General features: G+C 69.3%; 19 protein-coding genes. 7 read left to right on the forward strand and 12 right to left on the reverse strand.

Translation table 11 applies throughout. The features are described 5' to 3' along the window. From RZ1_RS02165 to RZ1_RS02175, 3 genes are all read right to left on the reverse strand, one after another. Nucleotides 1-890: DUF6777 domain-containing protein (locus tag RZ1_RS02165; protein WP_072808853.1), on the reverse strand; the 890-nt coding region annotated here is incomplete at its 3' end. A gap of 81 nt (nucleotides 891-971) precedes the next feature. Beyond that, a complete protein-coding gene (locus tag RZ1_RS02170; RefSeq protein ID WP_072808855.1) occupies nucleotides 972-1943 on the reverse strand; it encodes an alpha/beta fold hydrolase in 972 nt (323 codons plus the stop codon). Then, complete coding sequence (locus RZ1_RS02175; RefSeq protein WP_072808857.1) at nucleotides 1943-2326, reverse strand: nuclear transport factor 2 family protein; 384 nt, start codon at nucleotides 2324-2326, stop codon at nucleotides 1943-1945. The genes RZ1_RS02170 and RZ1_RS02175 overlap by 1 nt, the downstream gene beginning before the upstream one ends. A gap of 147 nt (nucleotides 2327-2473) precedes the next feature. Between RZ1_RS02175 and RZ1_RS02180 the strand changes: the two genes are divergently transcribed. Continuing rightward, nucleotides 2474-3289, forward strand: coding sequence for an alpha/beta hydrolase (locus RZ1_RS02180; protein WP_072808859.1), 816 nt, complete (start codon nucleotides 2474-2476; stop codon nucleotides 3287-3289). A 31-nt stretch (nucleotides 3290-3320) separates the two neighbouring features. Here RZ1_RS02180 and leuS read toward each other — a convergent pair whose 3' ends face one another. Then, nucleotides 3321-6167, reverse strand: coding sequence for a leucine--tRNA ligase (gene leuS / locus RZ1_RS02185; protein ID WP_072808861.1), 2847 nt, complete (start codon nucleotides 6165-6167; stop codon nucleotides 3321-3323). Between the two features lie 104 nt (nucleotides 6168-6271). Here leuS and RZ1_RS02190 point away from each other — a divergent pair, with 104 nt between their 5' ends. From RZ1_RS02190 to gad, 3 genes are all read left to right on the forward strand, one after another. Beyond that, complete coding sequence (locus RZ1_RS02190) at nucleotides 6272-6676, forward strand: SdpI family protein (protein ID WP_072808863.1); 405 nt, start codon at nucleotides 6272-6274, stop codon at nucleotides 6674-6676. A gap of 55 nt (nucleotides 6677-6731) precedes the next feature. Next, on the forward strand, nucleotides 6732-7694 hold the full coding sequence (locus RZ1_RS02195) for a DUF1648 domain-containing protein (RefSeq protein ID WP_072808865.1): 963 nt from the start codon (nucleotides 6732-6734) through the stop codon (nucleotides 7692-7694). A gap of 108 nt (nucleotides 7695-7802) precedes the next feature. Then, nucleotides 7803-9191 (forward strand): glutamate decarboxylase, encoded by a 1389-nt coding sequence (gene gad / locus RZ1_RS02200; RefSeq protein WP_072808866.1) that lies wholly within the window; start codon nucleotides 7803-7805, stop codon nucleotides 9189-9191. 49 nt (nucleotides 9192-9240) lie between these two features. Here the strand turns inward: gad and RZ1_RS02205 are convergent, their stop codons facing one another. Both RZ1_RS02205 and RZ1_RS02210 read right to left on the reverse strand, forming a co-directional pair. After that, nucleotides 9241-9846 carry a YqgE/AlgH family protein gene (locus tag RZ1_RS02205; protein WP_072808868.1) on the reverse strand — a complete coding sequence of 202 codons (606 nt, stop codon included), beginning with the start codon at nucleotides 9844-9846 and terminating at the stop codon, nucleotides 9241-9243. 21 nt (nucleotides 9847-9867) lie between these two features. Further along, on the reverse strand, nucleotides 9868-10605 hold the full coding sequence (locus RZ1_RS02210; protein WP_072808870.1) for a TetR/AcrR family transcriptional regulator: 738 nt from the start codon (nucleotides 10603-10605) through the stop codon (nucleotides 9868-9870). Between the two features lie 134 nt (nucleotides 10606-10739). Here RZ1_RS02210 and RZ1_RS02215 point away from each other — a divergent pair, with 134 nt between their 5' ends. From RZ1_RS02215 to RZ1_RS02225, 3 genes are all read left to right on the forward strand, one after another. After that, a complete protein-coding gene (locus RZ1_RS02215; RefSeq protein WP_072809126.1) occupies nucleotides 10740-11687 on the forward strand; it encodes an NAD-dependent epimerase/dehydratase family protein in 948 nt (315 codons plus the stop codon). Nucleotides 11688-11724: 37 nt separating this feature from the next. After that, nucleotides 11725-13002: an MFS transporter gene (locus RZ1_RS02220; protein ID WP_072809127.1), complete on the forward strand. Its 1278-nt coding sequence runs from the start codon at nucleotides 11725-11727 to the stop codon at nucleotides 13000-13002. Between the two features lie 63 nt (nucleotides 13003-13065). Next, the gene (locus tag RZ1_RS02225) at nucleotides 13066-14571 is read left to right on the forward strand and encodes a glycoside hydrolase family 183 protein (protein WP_072809129.1); all 1506 of its coding nucleotides are present in this window, start codon (nucleotides 13066-13068) and stop codon (nucleotides 14569-14571) included. 18 nt (nucleotides 14572-14589) lie between these two features. Here RZ1_RS02225 and RZ1_RS02230 read toward each other — a convergent pair whose 3' ends face one another. From RZ1_RS02230 to RZ1_RS02255, 6 genes are all read right to left on the reverse strand, one after another. Further along, entirely contained in the window at nucleotides 14590-15648 is a 1059-nt protein-coding gene (locus RZ1_RS02230) for a sulfate/molybdate ABC transporter ATP-binding protein (RefSeq protein WP_072808872.1), read from the reverse strand. Further along, nucleotides 15645-16445 carry an ABC transporter permease gene (locus RZ1_RS02235; protein ID WP_072808874.1) on the reverse strand — a complete coding sequence of 267 codons (801 nt, stop codon included), beginning with the start codon at nucleotides 16443-16445 and terminating at the stop codon, nucleotides 15645-15647. The genes RZ1_RS02230 and RZ1_RS02235 overlap by 4 nt, the downstream gene beginning before the upstream one ends. Further along, on the reverse strand, nucleotides 16442-17230 hold the full coding sequence (gene modA, locus RZ1_RS02240) for a molybdate ABC transporter substrate-binding protein (protein ID WP_072809130.1): 789 nt from the start codon (nucleotides 17228-17230) through the stop codon (nucleotides 16442-16444). Before modA ends, RZ1_RS02235 begins: the two co-directional genes overlap by 4 nt. Next, complete coding sequence (locus RZ1_RS02245) at nucleotides 17224-17628, reverse strand: TOBE domain-containing protein (protein WP_072808876.1); 405 nt, start codon at nucleotides 17626-17628, stop codon at nucleotides 17224-17226. Before RZ1_RS02245 ends, modA begins: the two co-directional genes overlap by 7 nt. Before the next feature lie 90 nt (nucleotides 17629-17718). Further along, nucleotides 17719-21798, reverse strand: a complete 4080-nt coding sequence (locus RZ1_RS02250) for a bifunctional nitrate reductase/sulfite reductase flavoprotein subunit alpha (protein WP_072808877.1) — start codon at nucleotides 21796-21798, stop codon at nucleotides 17719-17721. Between the two features lie 172 nt (nucleotides 21799-21970). After that, nucleotides 21971-23425 (reverse strand): CCA tRNA nucleotidyltransferase, encoded by a 1455-nt coding sequence (locus RZ1_RS02255; RefSeq protein WP_072808879.1) that lies wholly within the window; start codon nucleotides 23423-23425, stop codon nucleotides 21971-21973. Between the last annotated feature and the right edge of the window lie 31 nt (nucleotides 23426-23456).

A 23456-nucleotide genomic window follows, 5' to 3' on the forward strand; every position in this document is an offset into this window, starting at 1 on the left:
GGTTCCGGCGGCGGCGGTGGGGGAGGCGGCGGGGCCGGTGCCTGGGACTGCGGGCGCGGCGCGGGGGCAGTTCCCTCGGGTGCCCGGTTGTCCGGACGCGGCGCGGGGCTCGCGACTGCGGCCTCCGGGGGCGGCGCGGGTGCCGGTTGCTGCGGTCCAGCCCCGATCGGGACCGGCAGCAGAGCGCCGGTCGAGATGTCCACGACCGTCAGCTGCGGCACCGAGGTCGCCGCGGGCTGCACGACGAACAGCCGCTCCGGGTCCAGTCCGTCCCAGCCGTCGCCCGTCAGATCCGGAGCCGGTGTCAGCACCGGGGCCGTCAGCGGCGTGCCGCGCGCGCATCGCACCTTCGGGGTGCCGCGATCGTCGACGAGCACGACGGTGCCCGACTCGAGAACCGACTGCACCGCGACGACGTTGCCGCTGCGGTACTCATGCATGGTGACGCGGGTGTCCGCGCGCAGTAGCACCGGCGTCAGCTTGCGGACGTATTCGCGCGCGTCGATGACCTTCAGGACACCGAGCCACGCTTCGATCTTCGCGGGATCCTGCTCGAGGGTGTCGACGAGTTCCTGCCGGTCGCACAGTTCACGGTTGAGGCTGCCACCGTAGAGCGCGGTGCGGTCGCCCGCGACCGCGGCGGTGCCGTCGTCCGTCACGGCGACCGGATCGCCGGTGCCGGAGACGTCCGCATCGCCGGGTGGCGGCACCACGACCGGGACCTGGGCCGGAAGCAGTAGTCCGGTCCAGGGGTACTGGTCCTGCGCGGTCGCGACCTCGAGTCGCACCGGGTCGGTTCGCGCGGAACCACCCGACGAACATCCACTCACCACGAGCGCGGTCAGCACGAGCACCATTCCGAATCCGCGCGCGGCGGCATCGGTGGCCACCCGCACATAGTAGGACGGGCTACCGGTGAGGTTGGTGGATTCGCCGAACCGCTCGCGGTCGACGCGGTGGACCCAGACCGGCTATGCCGTGAACACCTCCGCCGCGAACTCGACGAGCAGTTCGTCGACCCGACGGGCCCGTTCCATCTGCACGAAGTGGCCGGCGCCGGCGAGCAGGTGCACGCCGCGCAGGTCGGGGACGGTCTGTTTCATGCGCTCGAGGGCGTTCGGCCCCGCCATCGTGATGACGGGGTCGTTGGCGCCCGCGACGAACAGAGTCGGAACCTCGAGCCGTGCGTCCTCGTCTCCGGCGGACGATTCCCAGTTGGCGTCGTACGCGCGGTACCAGGACAGGCCACCCCCGAATCCGGTTCGCGCGAACACCCGTGCGTAGTGGTCGAGTTCGTCCTCGCTCAGCCAGTCCCACGGTAGTTCCGGCGCGTCGGGCAAGACGTCGAGGTAGCCGTTTCCGTCCGACGGGTGCCGCCAGATGTCGAGATACCGGAATTCGCCGGAGAGCGCGTGGAACAGCCGCTGCAGAAATTCGCGCGGCCGCGCGTCGAGTTCGCGTTCCGCGACGCCCGGCTCCTGGAAGTAGTGCAGGTGCAGGAAGTGCCGGCGGGCCATCGCCGCGTACAGCTCGGTGGGTCGCGCGGGCAGCCGGTCGGGAGCGTACGGCACGGCGAGCAGGACCAGCCCCGCGACGCGGCGGCGGTGACGCCGTGCGACGGTCCACGTGGCGGGTGCCCCGAAGTCGTGCCCGACCAGGACGGCCCTGTCGATGCCGAGTGCGTCGAGCAGGCGGACAAGCCGATCGGCGACCGCGATGTTGGTGTACTCACCGATCGAGGCCGGTCGATCGGTGCCCCCGTAGCCGGGCATGTCCGGCGCGATCGCGCGGTAGCCGGCGGCGGCGAGTGCCCTCAGCTGGTGCCGAAAGCTGTAGCCGAGACCGGGGAAACCGTGGCACAGGACGACGGCGGGCCGGTCCGCGTCACCGGCTTCCGCAATGTTCCACGTGAAACCATCGACCTCGACGGCGGAGTTGCGCATCAGGACGCGGGCACCGTGACCATGTCGTCCTGGCTCCAGTACGCCTTCATCGAGGTGATCTTCGCGTCGTCGTCGAAGGTCATGACGTCGACGACCTCCATCACGAGGTTCTGCTCACCGAGGTGGGTGGTAAGGCGGAACAGGAACGCGGCGTTGCTCGCAGCGATCTTGAGGGTGAGCAGTTCGCCGGTCTGCGTGAGCGGCTCGATAACGCCGTAGAACTCGCGCAATGCCTCCTCGGTGGTGCGCGGCTCGGTGCCGACCGGATCCTCGACGGTCGCGCCCGGCGCGTAGAGGGCCAGGACATCGTCGGTCGTTCCCTTCGCGACCGAACGGATGTAGTTCTCGACGGTGGTGCGGATCGCCTCGCTGGACGGTGCCATGGAAATGCCTCCTCGAATAGAACACGTTCTAGATCAGAAAGACTAGTGTCCCCCGGCCCGACAGACCAGATCCCCCGGCGAATCGGCTCCACCCCGCCGCGCGGAGTGCTTGGCTGACACGGGAGCAACGCACCGAGAGGAGTCCCGATGGACGAGACGACCGCGTTCACGCTCGACGGTCACGCCGGAGCACTGGCCGGCCGCCGCTGGCCCTGCGAGAACCCGCGCTACATCGCGCTGCTGTGCCACGGCTACGGCGAGCACACCGGACGGTACGAGTACGTCGCGACCCGGTTCGTCGCCGACGGCGCCGTCGTCTACGCGATCGACCACGTCGGGCACGGGCTCAGCGACGGCGAACGCGTCCTCGTCGAGGACTTCGAGAAGGTCGTCGAGGACTTCCATCTGCTCGACCTGACCGCACGACGCGACAATCCGGACCTGCCGGTCGTGCTCGTCGGGCATTCGATGGGCGGGATGATCGCCGCCCGCTACGCACAGCGGTACGGCGAGAGCCTCGCCGCGGTCGTCCTGTCCGCGCCGGTGCTCGGCACCTGGGCCGCGGTCGACGCCCTGCTTGCCGCCGACGAGATCCCGGACGCTCCGATCGATCCCGATACGCTCTCGCGCGACCCCGCGGTGGGACGCGCCTACGTCGCCGACCCGTTCGTGTGGCACGGTCCGTTCAAGCGCCCTACGGTGCAGGCGCTGAAGGACTGCCTCGGCACGATCTCGGCCGCCGGACCGGTGGACTCCGTCCCGGTGCTGTGGCTGCACGGCTCGGACGACGGACTCGTACCGATCGAGGGCACCGTGCAGGGCTGGTCCACCCTGTCGGGCGCCCACGCGCGCGCCGGGGTGTACACCGGTGCGCGCCACGAGATCTTCAACGAGACCAACCGTGACGAGGTCCTCGGGGACGTCCTCGATTTCGTGAACAGCGTTCTGCCGGAACGGAACTGATCCGGCAGAACGCCATCGCGCGACGCTCGGGTCAGCGCACCACGTTGATCATCTTGCCGGGCACCACGATCACCTTGCGCGGCGCGGCACCGGCGAGCAGCTCGACGATCTTCTCGTCCGCCAGCGCCGCCGCCTCGATCGCGTCGGGCTTGGCGTCGGCGGGCACCGTGATGCGGCTGCGCACCTTGCCGTTGACCTGGATCGGGTACTCGACGCTGTCCTCGACGAGCCACTTCTCGTCGACGACCGGGAACGGGCCGTGCGCGAGCGACTCGGTGTGCCCGAGCCGCGACCACAACTCCTCCGCGAGGTGCGGCGCCACCGGCGCGAGCATCGAGACCAGCGGCTCGACCGCGGCCCGCGGCGCCCCGTCCGGGTACGTCTTGGTGAGGTGGTTGGTGTACTCGATGAGCTTCGCGATCGCGGTGTTGTCCCGCAGGTGCGCGTAGTCGTCGGACACACCCTCGATGGTCCGGTTCAGGGCCCGCAGCGTGTCCTCCGCGGGGTCGGCGTCGGTGACGCGCAGCGCGCCGCTCTCCTCGTCGACCGCGACGCGCCACACGCGCTGCAGGAAGCGGTGAGCACCGACGACGTCCTTGGTCGCCCACGGGCGGGACTGGTCGAGCGGACCCATCGACATCTCGTACACACGCAGCGTGTCGGCGCCGAAGTCGTCGCAGATCTCATCCGGCGCAACGGAATTCTTCAGGGACTTGCCCATCTTCCCGTACTCGCGGTTGACCTGTTCGCCATTGTGGAAGTACGCGCCGTCGCGCTCTTCGACCTCGTCGGCGGGAACGTAGACGCCGCGCGCGTCGGTGTAGGCGTACGCCTGGATGTAGCCCTGATTGAACAGGCGCCGGTACGGCTCCGAGGAGGTGACGTAGCCGAGGTCGAACAGCACCTTGTGCCAGAACCGCGCGTACAGCAGGTGCAGCACGGCGTGCTCGACACCGCCGACGTACAGATCCACACCGCCGGGGTCGTTGGGGCCGTGGATCTCCGGACGCGGACCGGTCCAGTAGGCCTCGTTCTCCTTGGCGCAGAACTCTTCCGGGTTGGTGGGGTCGATGTAACGCAGCTGGTACCACGAGCTGCCCGCCCACTGCGGCATGACGTTCGTGTCGCGGGTGTAGCGCTGCAGGCCGTCACCGAGATCGAGGTCCACCTCGACCCACTCGGTGGCCTTCGCGAGCGGCGGCGACGGCTCCGACGCGGCGTCATCCGGGTCGAACGACACGGGCGCGTAGTCCTTCACATCCGGAAGTTCCACGGGCAGCATCGATTCCGGCAGCGGATGCGGGCGTCCGTCGGCGGAGTACACGATCGGGAAGGGTTCGCCCCAGTAGCGCTGCCGTGCGAACAGCCAGTCGCGCAGCTTGTACTGGATGGTGCCGGTGCCGGAACCGGACTCCTCGAGCTTCGCGACGATCGTCTTCTTCGCGTCCGCGACGTCGAGCCCGTTCAGGTAGTCCGAGTTCACCAGCGCGCCGTCGCCGGTGTACGCCTCGGCGGTGATGTCACCACCGGAGATGACCTCGCGGATCGGCAGGCCGAACGCGGTTGCGAACTCCCAGTCGCGCTGGTCGTGGCCGGGCACGGCCATGATCGCGCCGGTGCCGTAGCCGGTGAGCACGTAGTCGGCGATGAACACCGGCAGCTTCTCGCCGTTGACCGGGTTGACGGCGTACGCGCCGAGGAAGACGCCGGTCTTCTCCTTGCTTTCCTGCCGCTCCAGGTCCGACTTGGCCGCGATCGACGCGCGGTATCCGGCGACGGCCTCGGCGGGGGTGGCGGCGCCACCGGTCCAGCGCTCGTCGACGCCCTCGGGCCACGCGGCGCCGACGATCTCGTCGACCAGGGCGTGCTCGGGGGCGAGCGTGACGTAGCTGGCGCCGAACAGCGTGTCGGGTCGGGTCGTGAAGACCTCCACCTCCGAATCGTGACCGGCGACACGGAATTTCACCTGGGCGCCGTGGCTGCGGCCGATCCAGTTGCGCTGCATCGTCTTGACCTTGTCGGGCCAGTCCAGGTACTCGAGATCGTCGATGAGCCGGTCGGAATACGCGGTGATGCGCATCATCCACTGCCGCAGGTTCTTCCGGAACACCGGGAAGTTGCCGCGCTCGGACCGGCCGTCCGCGGTGACCTCCTCGTTCGCGAGCACCGTGCCCAGGCCGGGGCACCAGTTGACCAGCGAATCCGAGCGGTACACCAGGCGGTAGCCGTCGAGGGCGGCCTGCTTGTCGGCATCCGGCAGACCGGCCCAGTCGCGGCCGTCGTCGAGGGTGCGGACGCCGGACTCGAGTTCGGACTCGAGTTCCGAGATGCGGCGGGCCTTGCCGGCCTGCGGGTCGTACCACGCGTTGTAGATGGTCAGGAAGATCCACTGCGTCCAGTGGTAGAAGTCCACGTCGGTGGTCGCGACGGCACGACGCTCGTCGTGGCCGAGCCCGAGACGGTGCAGCTGCCGCTTCATGTTCGCGATGTTCGCCTCGGTCGTGGTCCGCGGATGCGTGCCCGTCTGCACGGCGTACTGCTCGGCGGGCAGCCCGAACGCGTCGTACCCGAGGGTGTGCAGGACGTTGTGGCCCAGCATGCGGTGGTAGCGCGCGTACACGTCGGTGGCGATGTAGCCGAGCGGATGCCCGACGTGCAGGCCGGCACCGGACGGGTAGGGGAACATGTCCTGCACGAACAGCTTGTCGGCGGGCACCTCGCCGGCCAGCGGACCGACCGGGTTCGGCGCGTCGAACGTGCCGCGGTCACGCCACAGCTCCTGCCAGCGCTGCTCGATCCGCCCGGCGAGCTCGGCGGTGTACCGATGCTGCGGGGTGGCGTCGGACGACGGAGGGGAAGTCTGATCAGGACGAGTCACGGCGGTCGCTATCTACTTGGCTGGCGTCTGTTACCTCCGACCAGGGTAGAACGTGGCCGAACCCGACCGGACCGGCGGCTGCGTCCGGCGGTATCCTGGTCGCCGTGCTGATCGTCGCCATCGTGCTGTTCGTACTCGCCCTCGTTGTCGGTGCCGTCGCCGTCGCCGGGCTCACCGGACGGCTCGAGCGGAACCGCTGGGCGGGTGTCCGCACCGCCGACACCCTGCGCGACGACGAGACGTTCGCGCTGGCCAACAAGGTCGCGGCCCCCAGCGTGCTCGGTGCCGCGGTGCTGCTCGTCGCCGGAGGTGTGGCTGCGCTGACGCTGCCGACCGTCGCGGGTGTGATCGCCGTTGTCGTGACGATCGTCGCGGCGCTCGTCACGGCCGGGGCCGGCGGATCCATCGCGGCACGTGTGGCCGCCGCCACCAAGCCCGAGGAGACCGAGGGCTGCGGCACCTCCTGCGGCGCGTGCAGCCTGCGCGGCGCCTGCGAACCCACCGCCTGACGACCCACCACCCGGACGCCGCCGCGGATCGTCGGGCAGTCCCTACGCTGGGGCGGTGACGACCCGCCGCATCATCGATCCCGCCGGTGCCCTGTTCGGTATCGCCCTTCCGATCGCCACCGCCGTGGCCGCGGTGCTGCTCACCGTCGTGTGGGAGCCCCGCCTGCCCGCCGAGATCGCGACGCACTGGTCCGGGCCGGATCCGGTCGGGTTCTCCGCGCCGATGTCGAGCGCATGGGCGATGGCCCTGGTCATCGTTCTGATCGGCGGAGGATGCAGCGCGATCGCGGCGCTCGCGCAAGCCATGCTGATGATGCGGCGGTACATGCTCGTCGTCGGGCTGGGCGTCACCGGGCTGCTGGCCACTCTCCACCTGACGATGCTGGCGGCGCAGCTGGACCTGTCCGACGCGGCACAGGCGCGGCTGCCGATGTGGCCGGTCGGGCTGGGCGTCCTGATCGGGATCGCGGCCGGATTCGTGGGCGCTGCGCTGCTGCGGGACTACCGGGAACGGGTGCCGGCGACCGGTGCTCCGGATGCGCGGCTTCCCCGCGGCCGCGTGGAACTGCCGATCGTCGACCAGGTCGGGACGGGCACGCGCACCACGGCCGTGCTGGCACTGGTGTTGCTGGGCCCGGTCGTGATCGTGTGCGGCGCCACCGGATCCTGGTGGCCGCTCGCAGTCTTCCTTCCGGTCGGCGTGCTGGTGCTGAGCCTGCTGCGGTTCCGCGTGACCGTCGACGAGTCCGGTGTCCGCGTCCGCAACCTGGGCATGACCGCGGTCGAGTACCACCTCGACGAGATGATCGGCGCGAAGGTCACCGAGACCCGGCCGTTCCAGGACTGGGGTGGCTGGGGGCTGCGGGCCAAGGGCCGCGGCCGGTACGGGCTGGTCACGAACACCGGCCCGGCCCTGGTATTCACCACCGCGGGCGGTCAGGAGTTCACCGTGACCACCGACCGGGCACAGGAGATGGCCGGGGCACTCAACAGCCTCGCCGACGCCCGCGCCCGCTGACCCGGCACGGATCGAGCCGTGGAAACAGCGCACGGCGGCCGGGCGGCTCCGGTTCAATGGGACACGGATTTCCATGGAGCACAGTCGACCGGACCCTCGGAGGTTCCAGTGAGTCATCGGAAACGATCGCACCCCGACGGGGTTCTCGCGCCCGCGTATACGAGCCGCCTCGACACCGACCCGGTTCCCGCGGCGATACTTCCTCAGGGATCGATGGACCCGGGCGCGGTGTACCGGTTCATCCACGACGAACTCATGCTCGACGGCAGTTCCCGGCTCAACCTCGCGACCTTCGTCACGACCTGGATGGAGCCGGAGGCGGGTCGTCTCATGGCGGAGACCTTCGACAAGAACCTCATCGACAAGGACGAGTACCCGTCGACCGCGGCGATCGAGGAACGCTGCGTGGCGATGGTGGCGGACCTGTTCAACGCGCCGGGGCTCACGGAGTTCGACCCGTCCTCGGCCACGGGAGTGTCGACGATCGGCTCGAGCGAGGCGGTGATGCTCGCCGGGCTCGCCCTCAAGTGGCGCTGGCGGCAGCGTCGCGAGGCTGCCGGGCGGGACGCGTCCCGTCCGAATCTTGTTCTGGGGAGCAATGTTCAGGTGGTCTGGGAGAAATTCTGCCGGTACTTCGACGTGGAACCGAAGTACCTGCCGATGGAACGGGGCCGCTATTCGATCACACCGCAGCAGGTACGGGAGGCGGTGGACGACAACACGATCGGCGTCGTCGCGATCCTCGGCACCACGTACACCGGCGAACTGGAACCGGTGGCGGAGATCTCCGGGGTCCTCGACGAGGTCGCTGCGTCGGGTGGGCCGGATGTGCCGCTGCACGTCGACGCGGCCAGCGGCGGATTCGTGGTGCCCTTCCTGCATCCCGAGCTGGAATGGGACTTCCGGGTACCGCGCGTCGCGTCGATCAACGTCAGCGGACACAAGTACGGCCTGACCTATCCCGGGATCGGCTTCGTGGTGTGGCGCGACCGCGAAGCCCTGCCCGAGGACCTCGTCTTCCGGGTCAACTATCTCGGTGGCGACATGCCGACCTTCACCCTGAACTTCTCGCGGCCCGGCAATCAGATCGTCGGCCAGTACTACAACTTCCTGCGGCTCGGCCACGCCGGTTATCAGCGGGTGATGAGCACCCTGCGGTCCACCGCGCTCCGGCTTTCCCAGCAGATCGCCGAGATCGAGGGCATGAACGTGATCACCGACGGCAGGGCGATTCCGGTGCTGGCCTTCGAATTGACCGGCGACCCGGGCTTCACGGTCTTCGACGTCTCACACGAACTGCGGGCCCGCGGCTGGCAGGTTCCGGCGTACACGATGCCCGCGGACGCCGAGGACGTCGCCGTACTGCGGATCGTCGTGCGCGAGGGGTTCAGCGCCGACCTGGCCCGGATGCTGCACGTGGACCTCGTGGAGGTGTGCGCCGAACTGCGCAGCCGGGGGCCCGGAAAGCACTCGACGGAAAAGCATTTCGCGCACTGACAACTGGTGTGCCGTATCGGCCCTCCGGGGGCCGGAAGGCACACCGGACTCAGTTGCGTTCGACCTCGATCGGGTGCGTCGCGAGCAGTGCGAGAGGCAACGGCTGGCGTCGCAGGACGCGAGCCCACAGGTCCGGGCCGGCCGGCGCGAGCAGGTCCTGCGGCAGGGCGGACAGGACCATCCAGTCGCGGTTCTTCAGTTCCCCGTCGAGTTGGCCGGCGCTCCATCCCGCGTAGCCGGCGAAGATCCGGACCCCCTCGACGAGCGGTCCGACGACGTGCGGGTCGGAGTCGAGGTCGATCATGACGACACGTCCGTCGATACGGCGTAGCCCGGGTACGCCGGCCGCGGAGACCCCGGGACGGAGGGTGCCGAGGCAGAGCGCCGAGTCGCGCCGGACCGGGCCGCCGACGAACAGGGCCTTCGGTTCGGCGGAGACGGGTGCCCAGGCGGGCAGCACCGCACCGACAGCGGTGTCGCTCAGACGGTTCAGCACGACACCGAAACTGCCCGAGTCGTTGTGCTCGACGATGTAGACGACGGTTCGACGGAAGGTGGGTTCGGCGAGGTCGGTGGCCGACACCAGAAGGCTCCCGGCCCGCACGTTCGGCGCTGCTGCCGTTCGGTCCTCGGGTTCGTCCTGGTGTTGCGCCACCGGGACATCATCCCACTGTCGTCACTCCGGCGCCCGTAAGCCCCACTCACGATCTGTCGGTGCGGCCCCGAGTCCGGCCGTCTCGGCGAGGATCGCGAGATGGTGTTCGAAGAGGTCGTCGGGGGCGCTGAAGGTGTTCTCGCCGTACTGCCCGAACACCTCGAAACTCACCGCGCCGAACAGCGCCGACCACAGCAGGACACCGCGGGCCAGTGCCGCATCGGGGAGATCGGTGCCGGTTTCGGTGCGGATCCGGTCGAGGTCGGTGTGCAGGGTGTCGGGAATCTCGCCCGCGGCGGGCAATCGCAACATGCCGTCCGCGTATGCGGCGGTGAGGATGTCGACGAGTCGGACCACGACCCGGGTACCGGGTTCGGTGGTGCGTTCGGCGGGGGCGCGGTAGCCGGGGACGGGACTACCGAACAGCAGGGCGTAACGCGCGGGTTCACGCAGCCCCCATCGCCGGACGGCGCGGGCGAGCGCGCGGAAACGTCCGAGCGCGTCGTGCGGGTCGACGACGGCGACGGCGTTGTCGACGGCGTTGCCGAGTTCCTCGTAGGCGTCGACGACGAGGAGGGTTAGCAGGTCGTCGCGGTTGGCGACGTAGCGGTACACGGCGGACGACACGACGCCGAGGTCGCGGGCGACGGCACGGAGCGAGAGCGCGGCGGCACCGTGCACGGCGAGATGTTCGCGCCCGATGCGCAGGATGTCGGCCATCGTCTGGGCGCGGGCACGGGCGCGCGGTGTCGTTGCCATGGCTCCGAGCCTGCCCTCATCCGTGAGCACTGTCAACAAAAGTGAGCAGTGCTCTTGACACTTGCCCCGGGCGGGCGCATGCTCGTTCCATACCGAGAGCAGTGCTCACAATTCGAATGCAGAGCGAGGACACCATGTCGAAACTCCAGATCGTGTGCGGTGCCGGACCCGTCGGCTGGACCGTCGCCCGGCAACTCGCCGACCGCGGGCACCGCGTCCGCGTCCTCACCCGCTCCGGCAGCGGACCGGACCATCCGCTCGTCGAACGCGTCCGCACCGACGTCTCCGACCCGGACGCCCTCACCGCCGCGTTCGGCGACGACACCGTCACCGCCGTCTACCTGTGCATCCACGGCTCCGCCTACCGGGCCGAGACCTGGGAACGCGAACTCCCGGCCGCCGAACGCGCCGTCCTCGACGCGGCCGGAAAGGCCGGGGCCGTCGTGGTCTTCCCGGAGAGCCTCTACTCCTACAGCGAACCGGACCGGGTCATGCGCGAGGATTCCCCGCGCAACGCCACCGCCGGCAAGCGCGGCGTCCGTACCCGCCTGCTCGCCGAGCGGGCCGCACACACCACCCCGACGGTCAGTGTCGTCGCATCCGACTACTTCGGCCCCCGCGCGCTCAATGCCCATGCCGGCGAACGCATGGTCCCCACGATCCTCGCGGGACGCGCGCCGCGGGTGCTCGGCTCGGCCGACGTCCCGCACTCGTTCACCTACGTGCCGGACCTGGCCGCCGCGATGATCGCCGCCGCCGGCACCCCCGCCGTGTGGAACACCGTCGTGCACGCACCCACCGCACCGGCCGTCACCCAGCGCGAAATGGTCGCCGCGTTCGCCGCCGCCGCGGGCGTGCCGGTACCGAAGGTCGGCACCATCCCCGCCTGGCTGCTGCGCGGCGGCGGCCTGGTCAACCGCGACGTGCGCGAACTCGCGGAGATGCTCTACCAGTTCACCGACCCGTTCGTGATGGACTCCCGGCGCAGCGAGCACGAGCTGGGTGTGACGGCCACGCCGCTGCCGACGGCCGCCGCCGAAACCGTGCGATGGTGGCGTGAGCGCGAGGCAGCGGCAGCCTGACATACCCATCGCGTCCGGGGCGGGGGATAGTGTCATCGTGCAGGAGTCGAAGCGGCAGGCATGGCGATCCACGGCGACGGCTCTCCGTCACTCACCGGACCTCGCCCGGCTCACCCTCGTCCGCTTCGCGAGCCAGTTCGGCGACGGCCTGTTCCAGGCTGCGCTCGGCGGGGCGATCCTGTTCAACCCCGAACGACATGCCGACCCGACCGCCATCGCCGCCGGATTCGCGGTACTCCTGCTGCCGTACTCCGTCGTCGGACCGTTCGCCGGTGCGCTGCTCGACCGGTGGGATCGACGCCTCGTGCTGCTGTGGGCCAACATGCTGCGCGGCGCGTTCATCCTCGCGGCTGCCGCGGTGCTGCTCACCGGCGGTGGGGAGACCACGCTGCTGCTGTTGGCACTCGCGGCCGTCGGTGTGAGCCGGTTCGTGCTCGCCGGGGTGTCCGCGTCGCTCCCGCACACCGTGGCCCAATCCTGGCTCGTCCCGGTCAATTCCGTGCTCGCGACCGTCGGCTCGGGGGTGTCGGCCGCGGGTGCCGCGGTCGCGGTGAGCACCATCGGGATCATCGGTGCGGGCGACACCGGATCGGGAGTCGCGGTCGCGCTGGGGGCGGCCGGGTCCGTGGTCGCGGCGGTGGCCGCGGGCGGCTTCGCGCGGCACAGTCTCGGACCGGACGGGACGTTGCCGGGCAGCGCGATCCGATCCGTCGTCGACGGACTGCGCACCGGCGCCACCGCGGTCTGGCAGGCGCCCGGCGTCACCGTCGCCATGATCGGGATCGGCACCCACCGCATCGTATTCGGCATGAACACCTTGATCATGGTCCTGGTGTTGCGTGACCGCGGCACAGGCTCCGCGGGCGAGGGACTCGCCGGGTTCGGGGTCGCGGTCGCGGCGACCGCGGCGGGCATGCTCGTGGCCGCGATCGTCACGCCGATCCTCCTGCCCCGGGCCGGCCGGCCCCGCACGATCACGGGGGCACTGCTGGCGGCGGCGGTCGTGCAAATGGTGTTCGTCACCCTCCTCACCCAGGCGGCGCTGCTCGTCGCCGCATTCCTGCTCGGTCTCGCCGGGCAGGTCGTCAAGCTCTCGGGTGACGCCGCGATGCAGATCGAGATCGACGACGCCCGGCGCGGCCAGGTTTTCGCACTGCAGGACACGGTGTTCAACATCGCGTTCCTGGCCGCGATCGCTGCCGCCGCCGTCGTCGTCGCACCCGACGGACGGTCACCCTGTCTCGCGGTCGCGGGGGTCGGGATCTACCTGGCCGGGCTCATCGGGGTGCTGGCCGTGCGCCGCCTCCGGATGTGAGGGGCCCGATTTGCTAGGTTCTCCTGGTTCAGCGCATGAGTGCAGTTCCCTCAGGAGGCGTCCTTGTCCCGTCGCGTGGTGCTCACGTCGCTGGCGCTCGTCTCCTTGACGCTGCCGCTGCTCGCGGTGCCCGCGAATGCCGACGGCGCGGGTCCGGTGAACTCGTGCGGCGAGACCGGTTTCGATCCGGCCGCCGAGAAGCCCGGATCCGGTGGACCGGCGATCGAGATTCCGCAGGTCCTGACGCTGCCGGTGCCGTACCCGGAGTTCGTGCAGGTCGAGGTTCCGGGACCCGTCCCGGACACCACGCGGGTGCCGCAGGCCCCGCTGCCCGCGGACCCGTGCGCGGACCCGTGCCCGGAGACCGCGGCGCAGCCCGACGACCCGATCGGGGGTGCGCCGGGAGGTACCGGTTCGAGCGGTTCGAGCGGCGGTTCCTCCGTTCTGCCGCGCATCGAGATCGATCCGCAGCCCGAGACGATCCCGATCCCGGTTCCCGGTGGCGAGGCTCCCTTGCCGCAGCCTGCTCCGGAGCCCGTCGCCCCGCCCGTCGAGCCCGAACCGGCCGTCCCGCGCCTCGACGCGCCCGGGGTGGGCGAGGTTTCGCTGGTGTCCCAGTTGACCGGCCCCGGCTCGGAGAATCGCACCGATGCCCGCTGGCAGGTGAACGGCACCGACCTCGGCATCATGTGGGAGTCGCGGCCCGGTGAGGTGTCCGTCGCGTTCGGCGACACGTTCGGCCGCGACTGGGAGCCGCCGGGTGCCGTCGGCGGCGACTGGCGCAGCAACGTCCTCGCGTTCAGTTCCGACACCGACCTGTCCGACGGCATGACCATCGATTCGATGGTCCAGGACAGCGCGTGTCACGCCGCGGAGATCCTCGATTCGCGGCACGTGCGCAACTTCGAGACCACCGTCATCCCCACCTCGGGATTCGCGATCGGCGACCGTCAGTACCTCAGCTACATGTCGGTGCGGCGGTGGAGCACGATCCCCGGCATGTGGTACACGAACCTCGGCGGCATCGCCTGGTCCGACGACCACGGGCAGACGTGGACGAAGGATCAGCACGCCCGCTGGGACAACCTGTTCGGCGTCGGGCGGTTCCAGGTTGCGACCATGGTGCCTCAGGGCGATCACGTCTACATGTTCGGCACCCCCAACGGACGCATCGGCACCGTCGGGCTCGCCCGGGTCCCCACCGCCGACCTCTTGAATCCGACCGCGTACCAGTACTGGGTCGCAGGCGATTGGGTACCTGCCGCAGAACACGTCGCGACACCGCTGTTCGCCGGCGCCGCGTCCGAACTGTCGGTGCGCTTCGACGACGAGCACGATCGCTGGCAGATGAGCTACCTCGACCCGGTCGCCGGCAGCATCGTGCTCCGCCAGGCCACCGCCCCGCAGGGTCAGTGGTCCGACCCGGCCGTTCTGGTACGCACCTCGGACTACCCGAAAGCGTACGGGGGATTCATCCACCCCTGGTCGAGCGGCGACGACCTGTACTTCACGATGTCGGAGTGGGACAGCTACAACGTCTACCTCATGCGCGCCCACGTCACCGGGTGACGGGAACACCGCCCGAAGTCACGCGGAGCGGTGGATGCCGATCTCGGTGGCCTTGACGACGAACCACACCTGAGCGCCGGGTTCGAGGACAAGATCGGCGACCGCCGCGGCAGTGATCTCGGCGGCGAGGCCGGACCCGGCGGCGCGGACGAGCACTGTGGCTCCGTGGGCCTCGAGGTCGGCGACGGTGACCCGGAAACTGTTGCGGGGGCTGCCGTGTGGCTCATCGGTGTACACCGCGACCGCGGCGGGGGAGAACACCGCGACCGCGCGGTCGCCGGGGCGGCAACCCGTGTCGAGGATGCCGTGAACGGGTCCGAGATCGGTGTCCAGGCCGTCGGCGGCGGCGGTGCCCGCGACCAGATTCACCCCGGCGATGCGGGCCGCGAACGCGCTCCGCGGGCGGGTGAGAACCTCACGGACCGAACCTGTTTCGACGACAGTGCCGCCGTCGATCACAGCGACACGGTCGGCCAGAGCGAGCACATCGAGCGGGTCGTGGGTGACCACGAGCGCGGTGCGGTCGCGCTCACGCAGAATGCGGCGCAACAGCGAGCGGATCGCGGGGGCGGCGGTGACATCGAGCGCCGACATCGGTTCGTCGAGCATCAGCAGCCGCGGGCGTGCGGCGAGTGCACGGGCGATCGCGACGCGCTGAGCCTGTCCACCCGACAACTCGCGCGGACGACGATCCGCGAACTCCGCCGCGTCGACGGCGTCGAGCCAACGCATCGCCTCGCGGTGGGCCTGCCGCCGACCGGTGCCGACGCTGCGCGGCGCGAACGCCACGTTGCCGACCGCCGTCAGGTGTGGGAACAACAGCGCCTCCTGCGCCAGCAGGGCCACGGACCTGCGGTGCGGCGGCACGTCGACACCCGTTCCGGTGTCGGTGAGGACCCGGTCGCCGAGGACGATGCGTCCGGTGTCGGGGCGCAGCAGCCCGGCAACCAGATTCAGCAGCGTCGATTTCCCGGCGCCGTTGGGCCCGAGAACCGCCAGGGCACCCCCGGATTCGACGTCCAGGGACAGATCGACGCCCCGCGCCTCGACCCGGGCCTCCACGTGCAGGGCACTCACAGCGCACCTGCGATGCGTCGTCCGCGCGCGGCGACCACGATCACGACCGCGACGAGGACGAGCAGCAGCGACAACGCCACAGCCGCATCGGGATCGGTCTCGCGCTGGAGGTAGATCTCGAGCGGCAGGGTGCGGGTGACCCCCTGCAGGCTTCCCGCGAACGTGATGGTCGCGCCGAATTCACCGAGTGCACGAGCGAACGCGAGCACCGCACCCGACGCGAGTCCCGGCAGCACGAGCGGCAACGTCACCCGCCGGAACACGGTGGTCGGGCGCGCACCGAGGGTCGCGGCGACGGCCTCGTAGCGACGTCCCGCGGTGCGCAACGCACCCTCGAGGCTCATCACGAGGAACGGCAACGCGACGAACGTCTGGGCCAGAACGACGGCAGTGGTGGAGAACGCGATGCGGAGACCGAACGCCTCGAAGTACTCGCCGAGCAGCCCGCGCCGGCCGAATGTGTAGAGCAGGGCGATGCCGCCGACGACGGGTGGCAGCACGAGCGGCAGCAGCACCAGCGACCGCAGGACCGGGATGATCCGAAAGGTGCTGCGCGCCAGGACTGCTGCCATCGGGACCCCGACCAGGACACACAGTGCGGTGCTGACGATCGCGGTGCGCAGGCTCAGCGCCAGCGCCTGAAGGGACGCCTCGGAGGTGATGAGCTCGGGGAACCGTGCCCAGTCGACGGCCAGCACCATCGACAGCAGGGGCAGGATCACGAACACGCCCCCCACAGCCGCGGGCAGGTAGATCCAGGCCGGCAGGCCGGTCGGCGTCCCCGTCCGCGATGTCACGGCGCCCCGAAACCGGCTTCCGCGAAGACCGTCCGTGCTTCGTCACCGGTGACGTATTCCAGGAACTTCGACGACAGTTCCGGGTTCTGCGACTCCTCGAGCAGCGCGACCGGATAGGTGTTCACGGCATCGGACGACTCCGGAAACGGCACCGCGGTGACCTTGTCGCCCGCACCCTTCGCGTCGGTGACGTATACGAGTCCGGCGTCGGCCTGTCCGGAGGTCACTTTGCCGAGCACGTCGGTCACCGACGATTCCTCGCTGACCGGCGTGATGTCGAGGCCGGTGGCTGTTTCGATCCGGGTCGTCGCGTTGCCGCACGGCACCTGCGGAGCACAGACGACGACGCTCAGGCCGGTTCCGGCCAGATCGGCGAACGACGTGATGCCCTTCGGATTTCCGGGTTCGGTCACGATGGTGAGGGTGTTGGTCGCAAAATTCGCCGGGTCGCCGGAGACAACTCCGGCTGCGACTGCCTTGTCCATGTTCGCGGTGTCGGCGGAGGCGAACACGTCGGCGGGCGCACCCTGGGTGAGCTGTGCGACGAGGTCGGACGACCCCGCGAAGTTGAACTCGACGGTGGTACCCGGGTGGGCGCTCTCGAACAGCGTGCCGAGTTCGGTGAACGTCGCCTTCAGTGACGCCGCGGCGAACACGGTGACGGTCTCCGCGTTCTCCGGTGCGGACGCGGTCGTGGTCGACGTCGAGTCGCCGCTCGTGCCGCACGCGGCCAGGACAAGCACGGTGCCGGCCAGAGCAGCAACGACTTTCGTACGATTCACGATATTCCTCCCGGAGTTTCGACGATGACGGTGGTCGCCTTGACGACAGCCACCGCGATACTGCCCGGCTCGAGACCGAGCTCGTCGACCGCTTCGGTGCTCATCAGCGAGACGACCCGGTGTGGTCCGCACTGCAGCTCGACCTGAGCCATGACCGTGTCGGTGACGACGCGAGTCACGATGCCCACGAACCGGTTCCGTGCCGAGCTGCCGACGCCGAGCAGATCCGGGGCGGCGGCGGCCTGGTTCCGGACGAACTCGGCGAGGACCTTGCCGTCGACGATCTTGCGTCCGGACTCGTCCTTGCCCGCGGCGAGTGCGCCCTGCTCGATCCAGCGGCGGACGGTGTCGTCGCTGACCCCCAGCAACGCCGCTGCATCGCGGATCCGGAGGGCAGTCACGGCCGCCGCCGATCCGCGTCTACGTGCACGCCGAGAACATTTGTCCGCACATGCGCCATAGATCAGACAATATACCCGTAGATGCGGTTGTCAGTAGACATCGCGGACGTACCGCTTGTCCGACGCGAGCTTGTCGACGTATTCGTCGGCGGCGGCGGCGTCGAGGCGACCGTGCGTCTGGACGACCTCACGCAGCGTCGCATCCACATCCTTGGCCATCCGGCTCGCGTCGCCGCACACGTAGAAGTGCGCGCCGTCCTGCAGCCACTTCCACAACCGGGCACCGTGTTCCCGCATGCGGTCCTGCACGTACACCTTCTGCCGCTGATCGCGGGAAAAGGCCAGATCGAGCTTCGTCAGGAATCCGTCGGAGTGCATCGCCTCGATCTCGTCGCGGTACAGGTAGTCGGTCTCGGACCGCTGATCGCCGAAGAACAGCCAGTTCGCGCCGGCGTGCCCGAGTTCGCGCCGGTCGTGCAGGAACGCGCGGAAGGGCGCGATTCCGGTGCCCGGCCCGACCATGATCATCGGGGTGTCCGCGGTGGACGGTGGACGAAAATGCGGGCTGCGCTGCACGAAGATCGGGATGTCGACACCCTTGCTGTGGTCGGCGAGGAAGCTCGAGCACACGCCCGCGCGTTCGTGTCCCTCGTACGCGTACCTCACCACCGAGACGGTCAGCTGGACCTCGCGAGGATCGGTCTTCGGGCTCGACGAGATCGAGTACATGCGTGGCTGCAGCCGGGTGAGGACCGGCATCCACTCCTCGATGGGGGCCTTGAAGGGGAACTCCGAGATCACGTCCATCGCCTGCCTGCCGTACAGCCACCGCTGCAGTTCGATCTTGTTGCCGGGGCGGAGCAGCTTACCCAATTCCGCGCTGTCGCTCTGCTTCTGGACGAAACGCAACAGGTCCTTCGTCACGCGGGTGATGTCGAGGAATCGGGTGGCGGCCTCGCGCAACGGAATCGTCGGCATATCGCCGAGTTCGATCGGCGATTCCGGGTCGAGCGCGGACACCTGCAGCCACTCGTCCACGGTCGCTGGGCCGTTCGTCGGCATCACCCCGAGGGCGTCGCCGGCCTCGTAGTCGAAGGCTGCGTCGTAGAGTTCGAATCCGAACTGCCGCACGTCCTTCGACGAGCTCGCGCCGCTGAGCGGAACATTGCGGGTCAGCCGGGTCACGAGCGGGGACTTGCGGGTGAACACGGGTCCGCGTACCGCGTTCGGTGCGACGCCCGGACCCGGCGCGCCGCCCCGGAACATCTCCTCGACACCGTTGAGCCACGCGAACGCGGCATCCTGGTAGTCGGGTTCGCAGTCGACGCGATCGGCCAGGCGGGTCGCATCGAGTTCGGCGAGCCGCTCGTCGATACGGCGCCCGTGACCGCAGAAGTCGTCGTAGGCGGAGTCGCCGAAGGCCAGTACCGCATAACGTGTTCCGGGGAGTTTCGGCGCGTCTTCCCGGCTCAGCGCCTTCCAGAACGCGCTTCCGTTGTCCGGGGCGTCACCGTCGCCGAACGTGCTGGTGATGACGAGCAGATCCTCGATCCCGGAGAGCGCGGCCACGTCCAGGTCGTTCATTCCCATGAGCGTCGCAGCCCGCCCGGACGCCCGGAGACGGTCCACGCACAGCTGCGCGAACTCCTCGGCGTTGCCCGTCTGCGAAGCCCACGCGACGACAATCGGGGGAATCGAATCATCTTGTCGAGAAACAGAATTCGAGTATCCAACCGCGACGGGAGCATGCGAGAACAAGCCCGCGAGCAGCCCGTCGAGCCACACCCGCTTGGCCGGCGGGAACGGCGCGGACTCCGGCAGCACCGGAACCACCTCGGCGGGTGCGTTGCGCAGGCCGGCGAGCAGACCCGCCAGATAGACCTGCTCGTTGCCGTCGAAGACCGGCACGGCCTGCTCGTCGATACCGAGTGCGGCAGCGAGACGATCCACCGCCGCCGCCGAGGGCACCTCGGGCTGGTCCGGTTCGGAAGCCGGCGCGACCTTCGTCAGCGACACCGCGCACACCTTGAATTCGGGTTGCTGCGACGCAGGATCGATCGCATCGTTGGTCACCGCGTTGATCGCGAGGCACTCGCCGTAGATGTCGTTCCAGTGGAACGGCGCGAACGCCGTGCCGGGCAGCACCCGATCGGTGACCACGGCCGGCAACACGGCCCGCCCACGCCGGGACGCGATCTCCACCCGATCCCCGTCCGTGATCGAATACCGCTGCGCATCAACCGGATTGATCTCGACGAACGGACCCGAGTCGAGCTTGTTGAGCTTGGCGACCTTCCCGGTCTTCGTCAGGGTGTGCCACTGGTGCTGCACGCGGCCGGTGTTGAGCACGACGGGATGGTCGTCGTCGGGCATCTCGGCGGGCAGCATGTGCGGGCGCGGGAAGAACACCGCCCGCCCGTTGTCGGTTCCGAACGCCAGGCGCGGGACCGTGCCGTCCTCCCGGACGAGCAGCGCGCGACTGGTCCCGTCGTTGAGATAGCGGATCGGGTTGCGGTCGCTGCCGGCGTCCGGCGGGCACGGCCACTGCACCGGCGCGCCGCGCAACCGCTCGTAGCTGACTCCCCGCAGGTCGTACCCGGTCCGTGGGTTCGAGAACGCCTTGAGTTCCTCGAAGATCTCCTCGGCGCCCGCGTAGGTGAAGGACTCGGCGTAGCCCATCTCGCACGCGACCCGCGCGATGATCTCCCAGTCCGGCAGCGCCTCGCCGACCGGGTCGACGGCCTGCTGCAGCAGCGTCAGGTTACGTTCGGAGTTGACCGCGACGTACTCGGACTCGGCCCACAACGTGCCCGGCAGCAGGATGTCGGCGTACGCGTTGGTCTCGGTCTCGAGGAACACGTCCTGCGTGATCACCACTTCGGCGTTCTCGAGACCCTCGAGAACGGTTTTCCGGTTCGCAACGCTGGCAACGGGATTGGTGCAGATGATCCAGCACGCCTTGATCTCGCCGGCCGCCATCTTCTCGAACATCTCCACGGTGCCGCCGCCGACGGTGGTGCTCAGCGTGCCGCGCGGGACCTCCCAGACGTCCTCGACGAACTCCCGATCGGCCTCCGCGAGGACGGTGCGCTGCCCCGGCAGGCCCGGCCCCATGTAGCCCATCTCGCGACCGCCCATGGCGTTCGGCTGGCCGGTCAGCGAGAACGGTCCGCTGCCCGTCCGGCAGATCGCCCCCGTCGCCAGGTGCAGGTTGCAGACGGCGTTGGTGTTCCAGGTGCCGTGGGTGCTCTGGTTCAGGCCCATGGTCCAGCAACTCATCCAGTCGCCGGCCTCGCCGATCCATCGCGCGGCCGTACGCAGATCCTCCACGGCGATCCCGGTGATCTCCGACACCGTCGCGGGCCGGTAGCCGGCGAGGAACTCGGTCATCGCATCCCAGCCGTCGGTGAACTCGGCGACGAACTCCTCGTCGACGTGCCCGTTCTCGACGATCAGGTGCAGCAGTCCGTTCAGCAGTGCAAGGTCGGTCCCCGGGTTGATCTGCAGAAACAGGTTCGCCTTGTCGGCGGTCGCGGTGCGCCGCGGATCGACGACGACGAGCTTCGCACCGGCCTTGACGCGGTCCATCATGCGCAGGAAGAGGATCGGGTGGCAGTCGGCCATGTTCGCGCCGATCACGAAGAACACGTCGGCGTGATCGAAGTCCTCGTACGACCCGGGCGGACCGTCCGATCCGAGGGACTGTTTGTAGCCGGTTCCGGCGCCGGCCATGCACAGCCGCGAGTTCGATTCGATGCGGTTGGTGCCGATGAAGCCCTTGGCGAGCTTGTTCGCCAGGTACTGCGCCTCGAGGGACATCTGCCCGGACACGTACAGCGACACCGCGTCGGGGCCGTGCGTGTCGACGATGCTCCTCAGACGCTGTGCGGTCTCGGTGATCGCCGCCGCCACCGGAATCGGCACGGGATCGCCGCCGCGCTCACCGCGGCGGTACGCGGTCTCGAGCCGGCCGCCGGCGACCAGCATCTCTGCGCTGGTGGCGCCCTTCGTGCACAGCCGACCGAAATTGGCGGGATGGTCCTTGTCGCCGTATGCCTTCACGACACGGCGGGTGCCGGTCACCGCGTCGGTCTCGACGTCGAGCACCATGCCGCACCCCACGCCGCAGTAGGAGCAGGCAGTCCTCACCGTCGTGATGTCGCCCCGCATTGCACCGCCCCTCGTCCGAACCGGCCGTCCGATTCCGGCCGTGTTCCATGCTGCGGACGCGGTGTTGCAGGAGCATTAACAGCGGTGAGTCCCCCGTGACATCTGGCTCACGAAAACCTGGGGGATCGGGTGAGGGGGACGAAACAGTCCCGAAGTGTCGCGATTGCCCGGCTCAGCCAGCGGTCTGCTCGGACCACCATCGGCGCAGCTCGGCCTCGGCCTCGTCCCGTTCGAGCGGGCCGCGGTCCAGACGCAGTTCCTTGAGGAAGTTCCAGGCCTTACCGACCTGCGGTCCGGCCGAGATCCCCAGGATCTCCATGATCGCGTTCCCGTCGAGGTCGGGGCGGACCTTGGCCATGTCCTCCTTCTCCGCCAGCGCGACGATCCGCTTCTCGAGGTCGTCGTAGGTCGCCTGCAACGCGGCCGCGCGGCGCTTGTTGCGGGTGGTGCAGTCGGCGCGGACCAGTTTGTGCAGCCGCGGCAGCAGATGCCCGGCGTCGTGCACGTACCGGCGCACCGCCGAGTCCGTCCACTGTCCCTTGCCGTAACCGTGGAACCGCAGGTGCAGGTACACGAGCTGTCCGACGTCCTCGACCATCTGCTTCGAGTACTTCAGTGCCTTCATGCGTTTGCGCACGAGTTTCGCGCCGACCACCTCGTGATGGTGGAAACTGACTCCACCGCCCGCTTCGTTGCGTTTGGTCCCGGGCTTCCCGATGTCGTGGAGCAGCGCCGCCCAGCGCAGCACCGGGTCGGGGTCACCGTCCTCGAGGCCGATGGCCTGCTGCAGCACGGTCAGCGAATGCCAGTAGACATCCTTGTGCTGGTGGTGTTCGTCGATCTCGAGTTTCAACGCGGGGATCTCCGGCAGCACCCGCTCCGCGAGTCCCGTCTCGACCATGCACTCGATGCCGTCGACGGGGTGATCGCCGAGGATCAACTTGTCGAGTTCGGCCTGCACCCGCTCGGGGCTGATGCGCAGGATCTCGTCGGCCATCTGCTCGATCGCCGTGTGCACCCGCTCGGTGAGGGTGAAGCCGAGCTGCGAGACGAACCGGGCCGCGCGCAGCATCCGCAGCGGATCGTCGTGGAACGAGTCCTGCGGCAACGCGGGGGTGTCCAGGACCCCGGCGAGCAGCGCATCCATTCCGCCGAGCGGGTCGACGAACTCTCCGACGCCGCCGGGTCCGATCCGCACCGCCATCGCGTTGACGGTGAAATCACGGCGGACGAGGTCGTCCTCGAGCCGGGTGCCGTATTCGACGATGGGATGCCGGGTGACGCGGTCGTACGCGTCGGTCCGGAACGTGGTGATCTCGATCTGCTCGACACCCTTGACGGCACTGACCGTCCCGAAATCGATGCCGGTATCCCACTGGTGGTCGACGAAGCCGTGGAGCAGCTCCTGCACCCGGGTGGGTTGCGCGTCGGTAGTGAAGTCGAGGTCGGTACCGAGGCGGCCGAGCAGGGCGTCGCGGACGCTGCCGCCCACCAGGTACAGCTCGTGACCGGCAGCGGCGAAACGCTCACCGAGCGGTGCCAGCACGTCCGACAGGGCACGCAGCGTGACCTCGGCGCCGGCGAGCAACCGGGTGCGCCGATCGGCATCTGCGGAGGGAGAGTTCACGTCTTCGAACCTTACCGAGGCGGGCAAACGC

The organism is Rhodococcus zopfii NBRC 100606 = JCM 9919 (assembly GCF_001895025.1).
Classification (GTDB): Bacteria; Actinomycetota; Actinomycetes; order Mycobacteriales; family Mycobacteriaceae; genus Rhodococcus; species Rhodococcus zopfii.

Coding starts and splice junctions, on each gene's coding strand:
- RZ1_RS02170 (WP_072808855.1), bottom strand. CDS start 1,943: ATGCGCAACTCCGCCGTCGAGGTCGATGGTTTCACGTGGAACATTGCG.
- RZ1_RS02175 (WP_072808857.1), bottom strand. CDS start 2,326: ATGGCACCGTCCAGCGAGGCGATCCGCACCACCGTCGAGAACTACATC.
- RZ1_RS02180 (WP_072808859.1), top strand. CDS start 2,474: ATGGACGAGACGACCGCGTTCACGCTCGACGGTCACGCCGGAGCACTG.
- RZ1_RS02210 (WP_072808870.1), bottom strand. CDS start 10,605: ATGGCAACGACACCGCGCGCCCGTGCCCGCGCCCAGACGATGGCCGAC.
- RZ1_RS02215 (WP_072809126.1), top strand. CDS start 10,740: ATGTCGAAACTCCAGATCGTGTGCGGTGCCGGACCCGTCGGCTGGACC.
- RZ1_RS02250 (WP_072808877.1), bottom strand. CDS start 21,798: ATGCGGGGCGACATCACGACGGTGAGGACTGCCTGCTCCTACTGCGGC.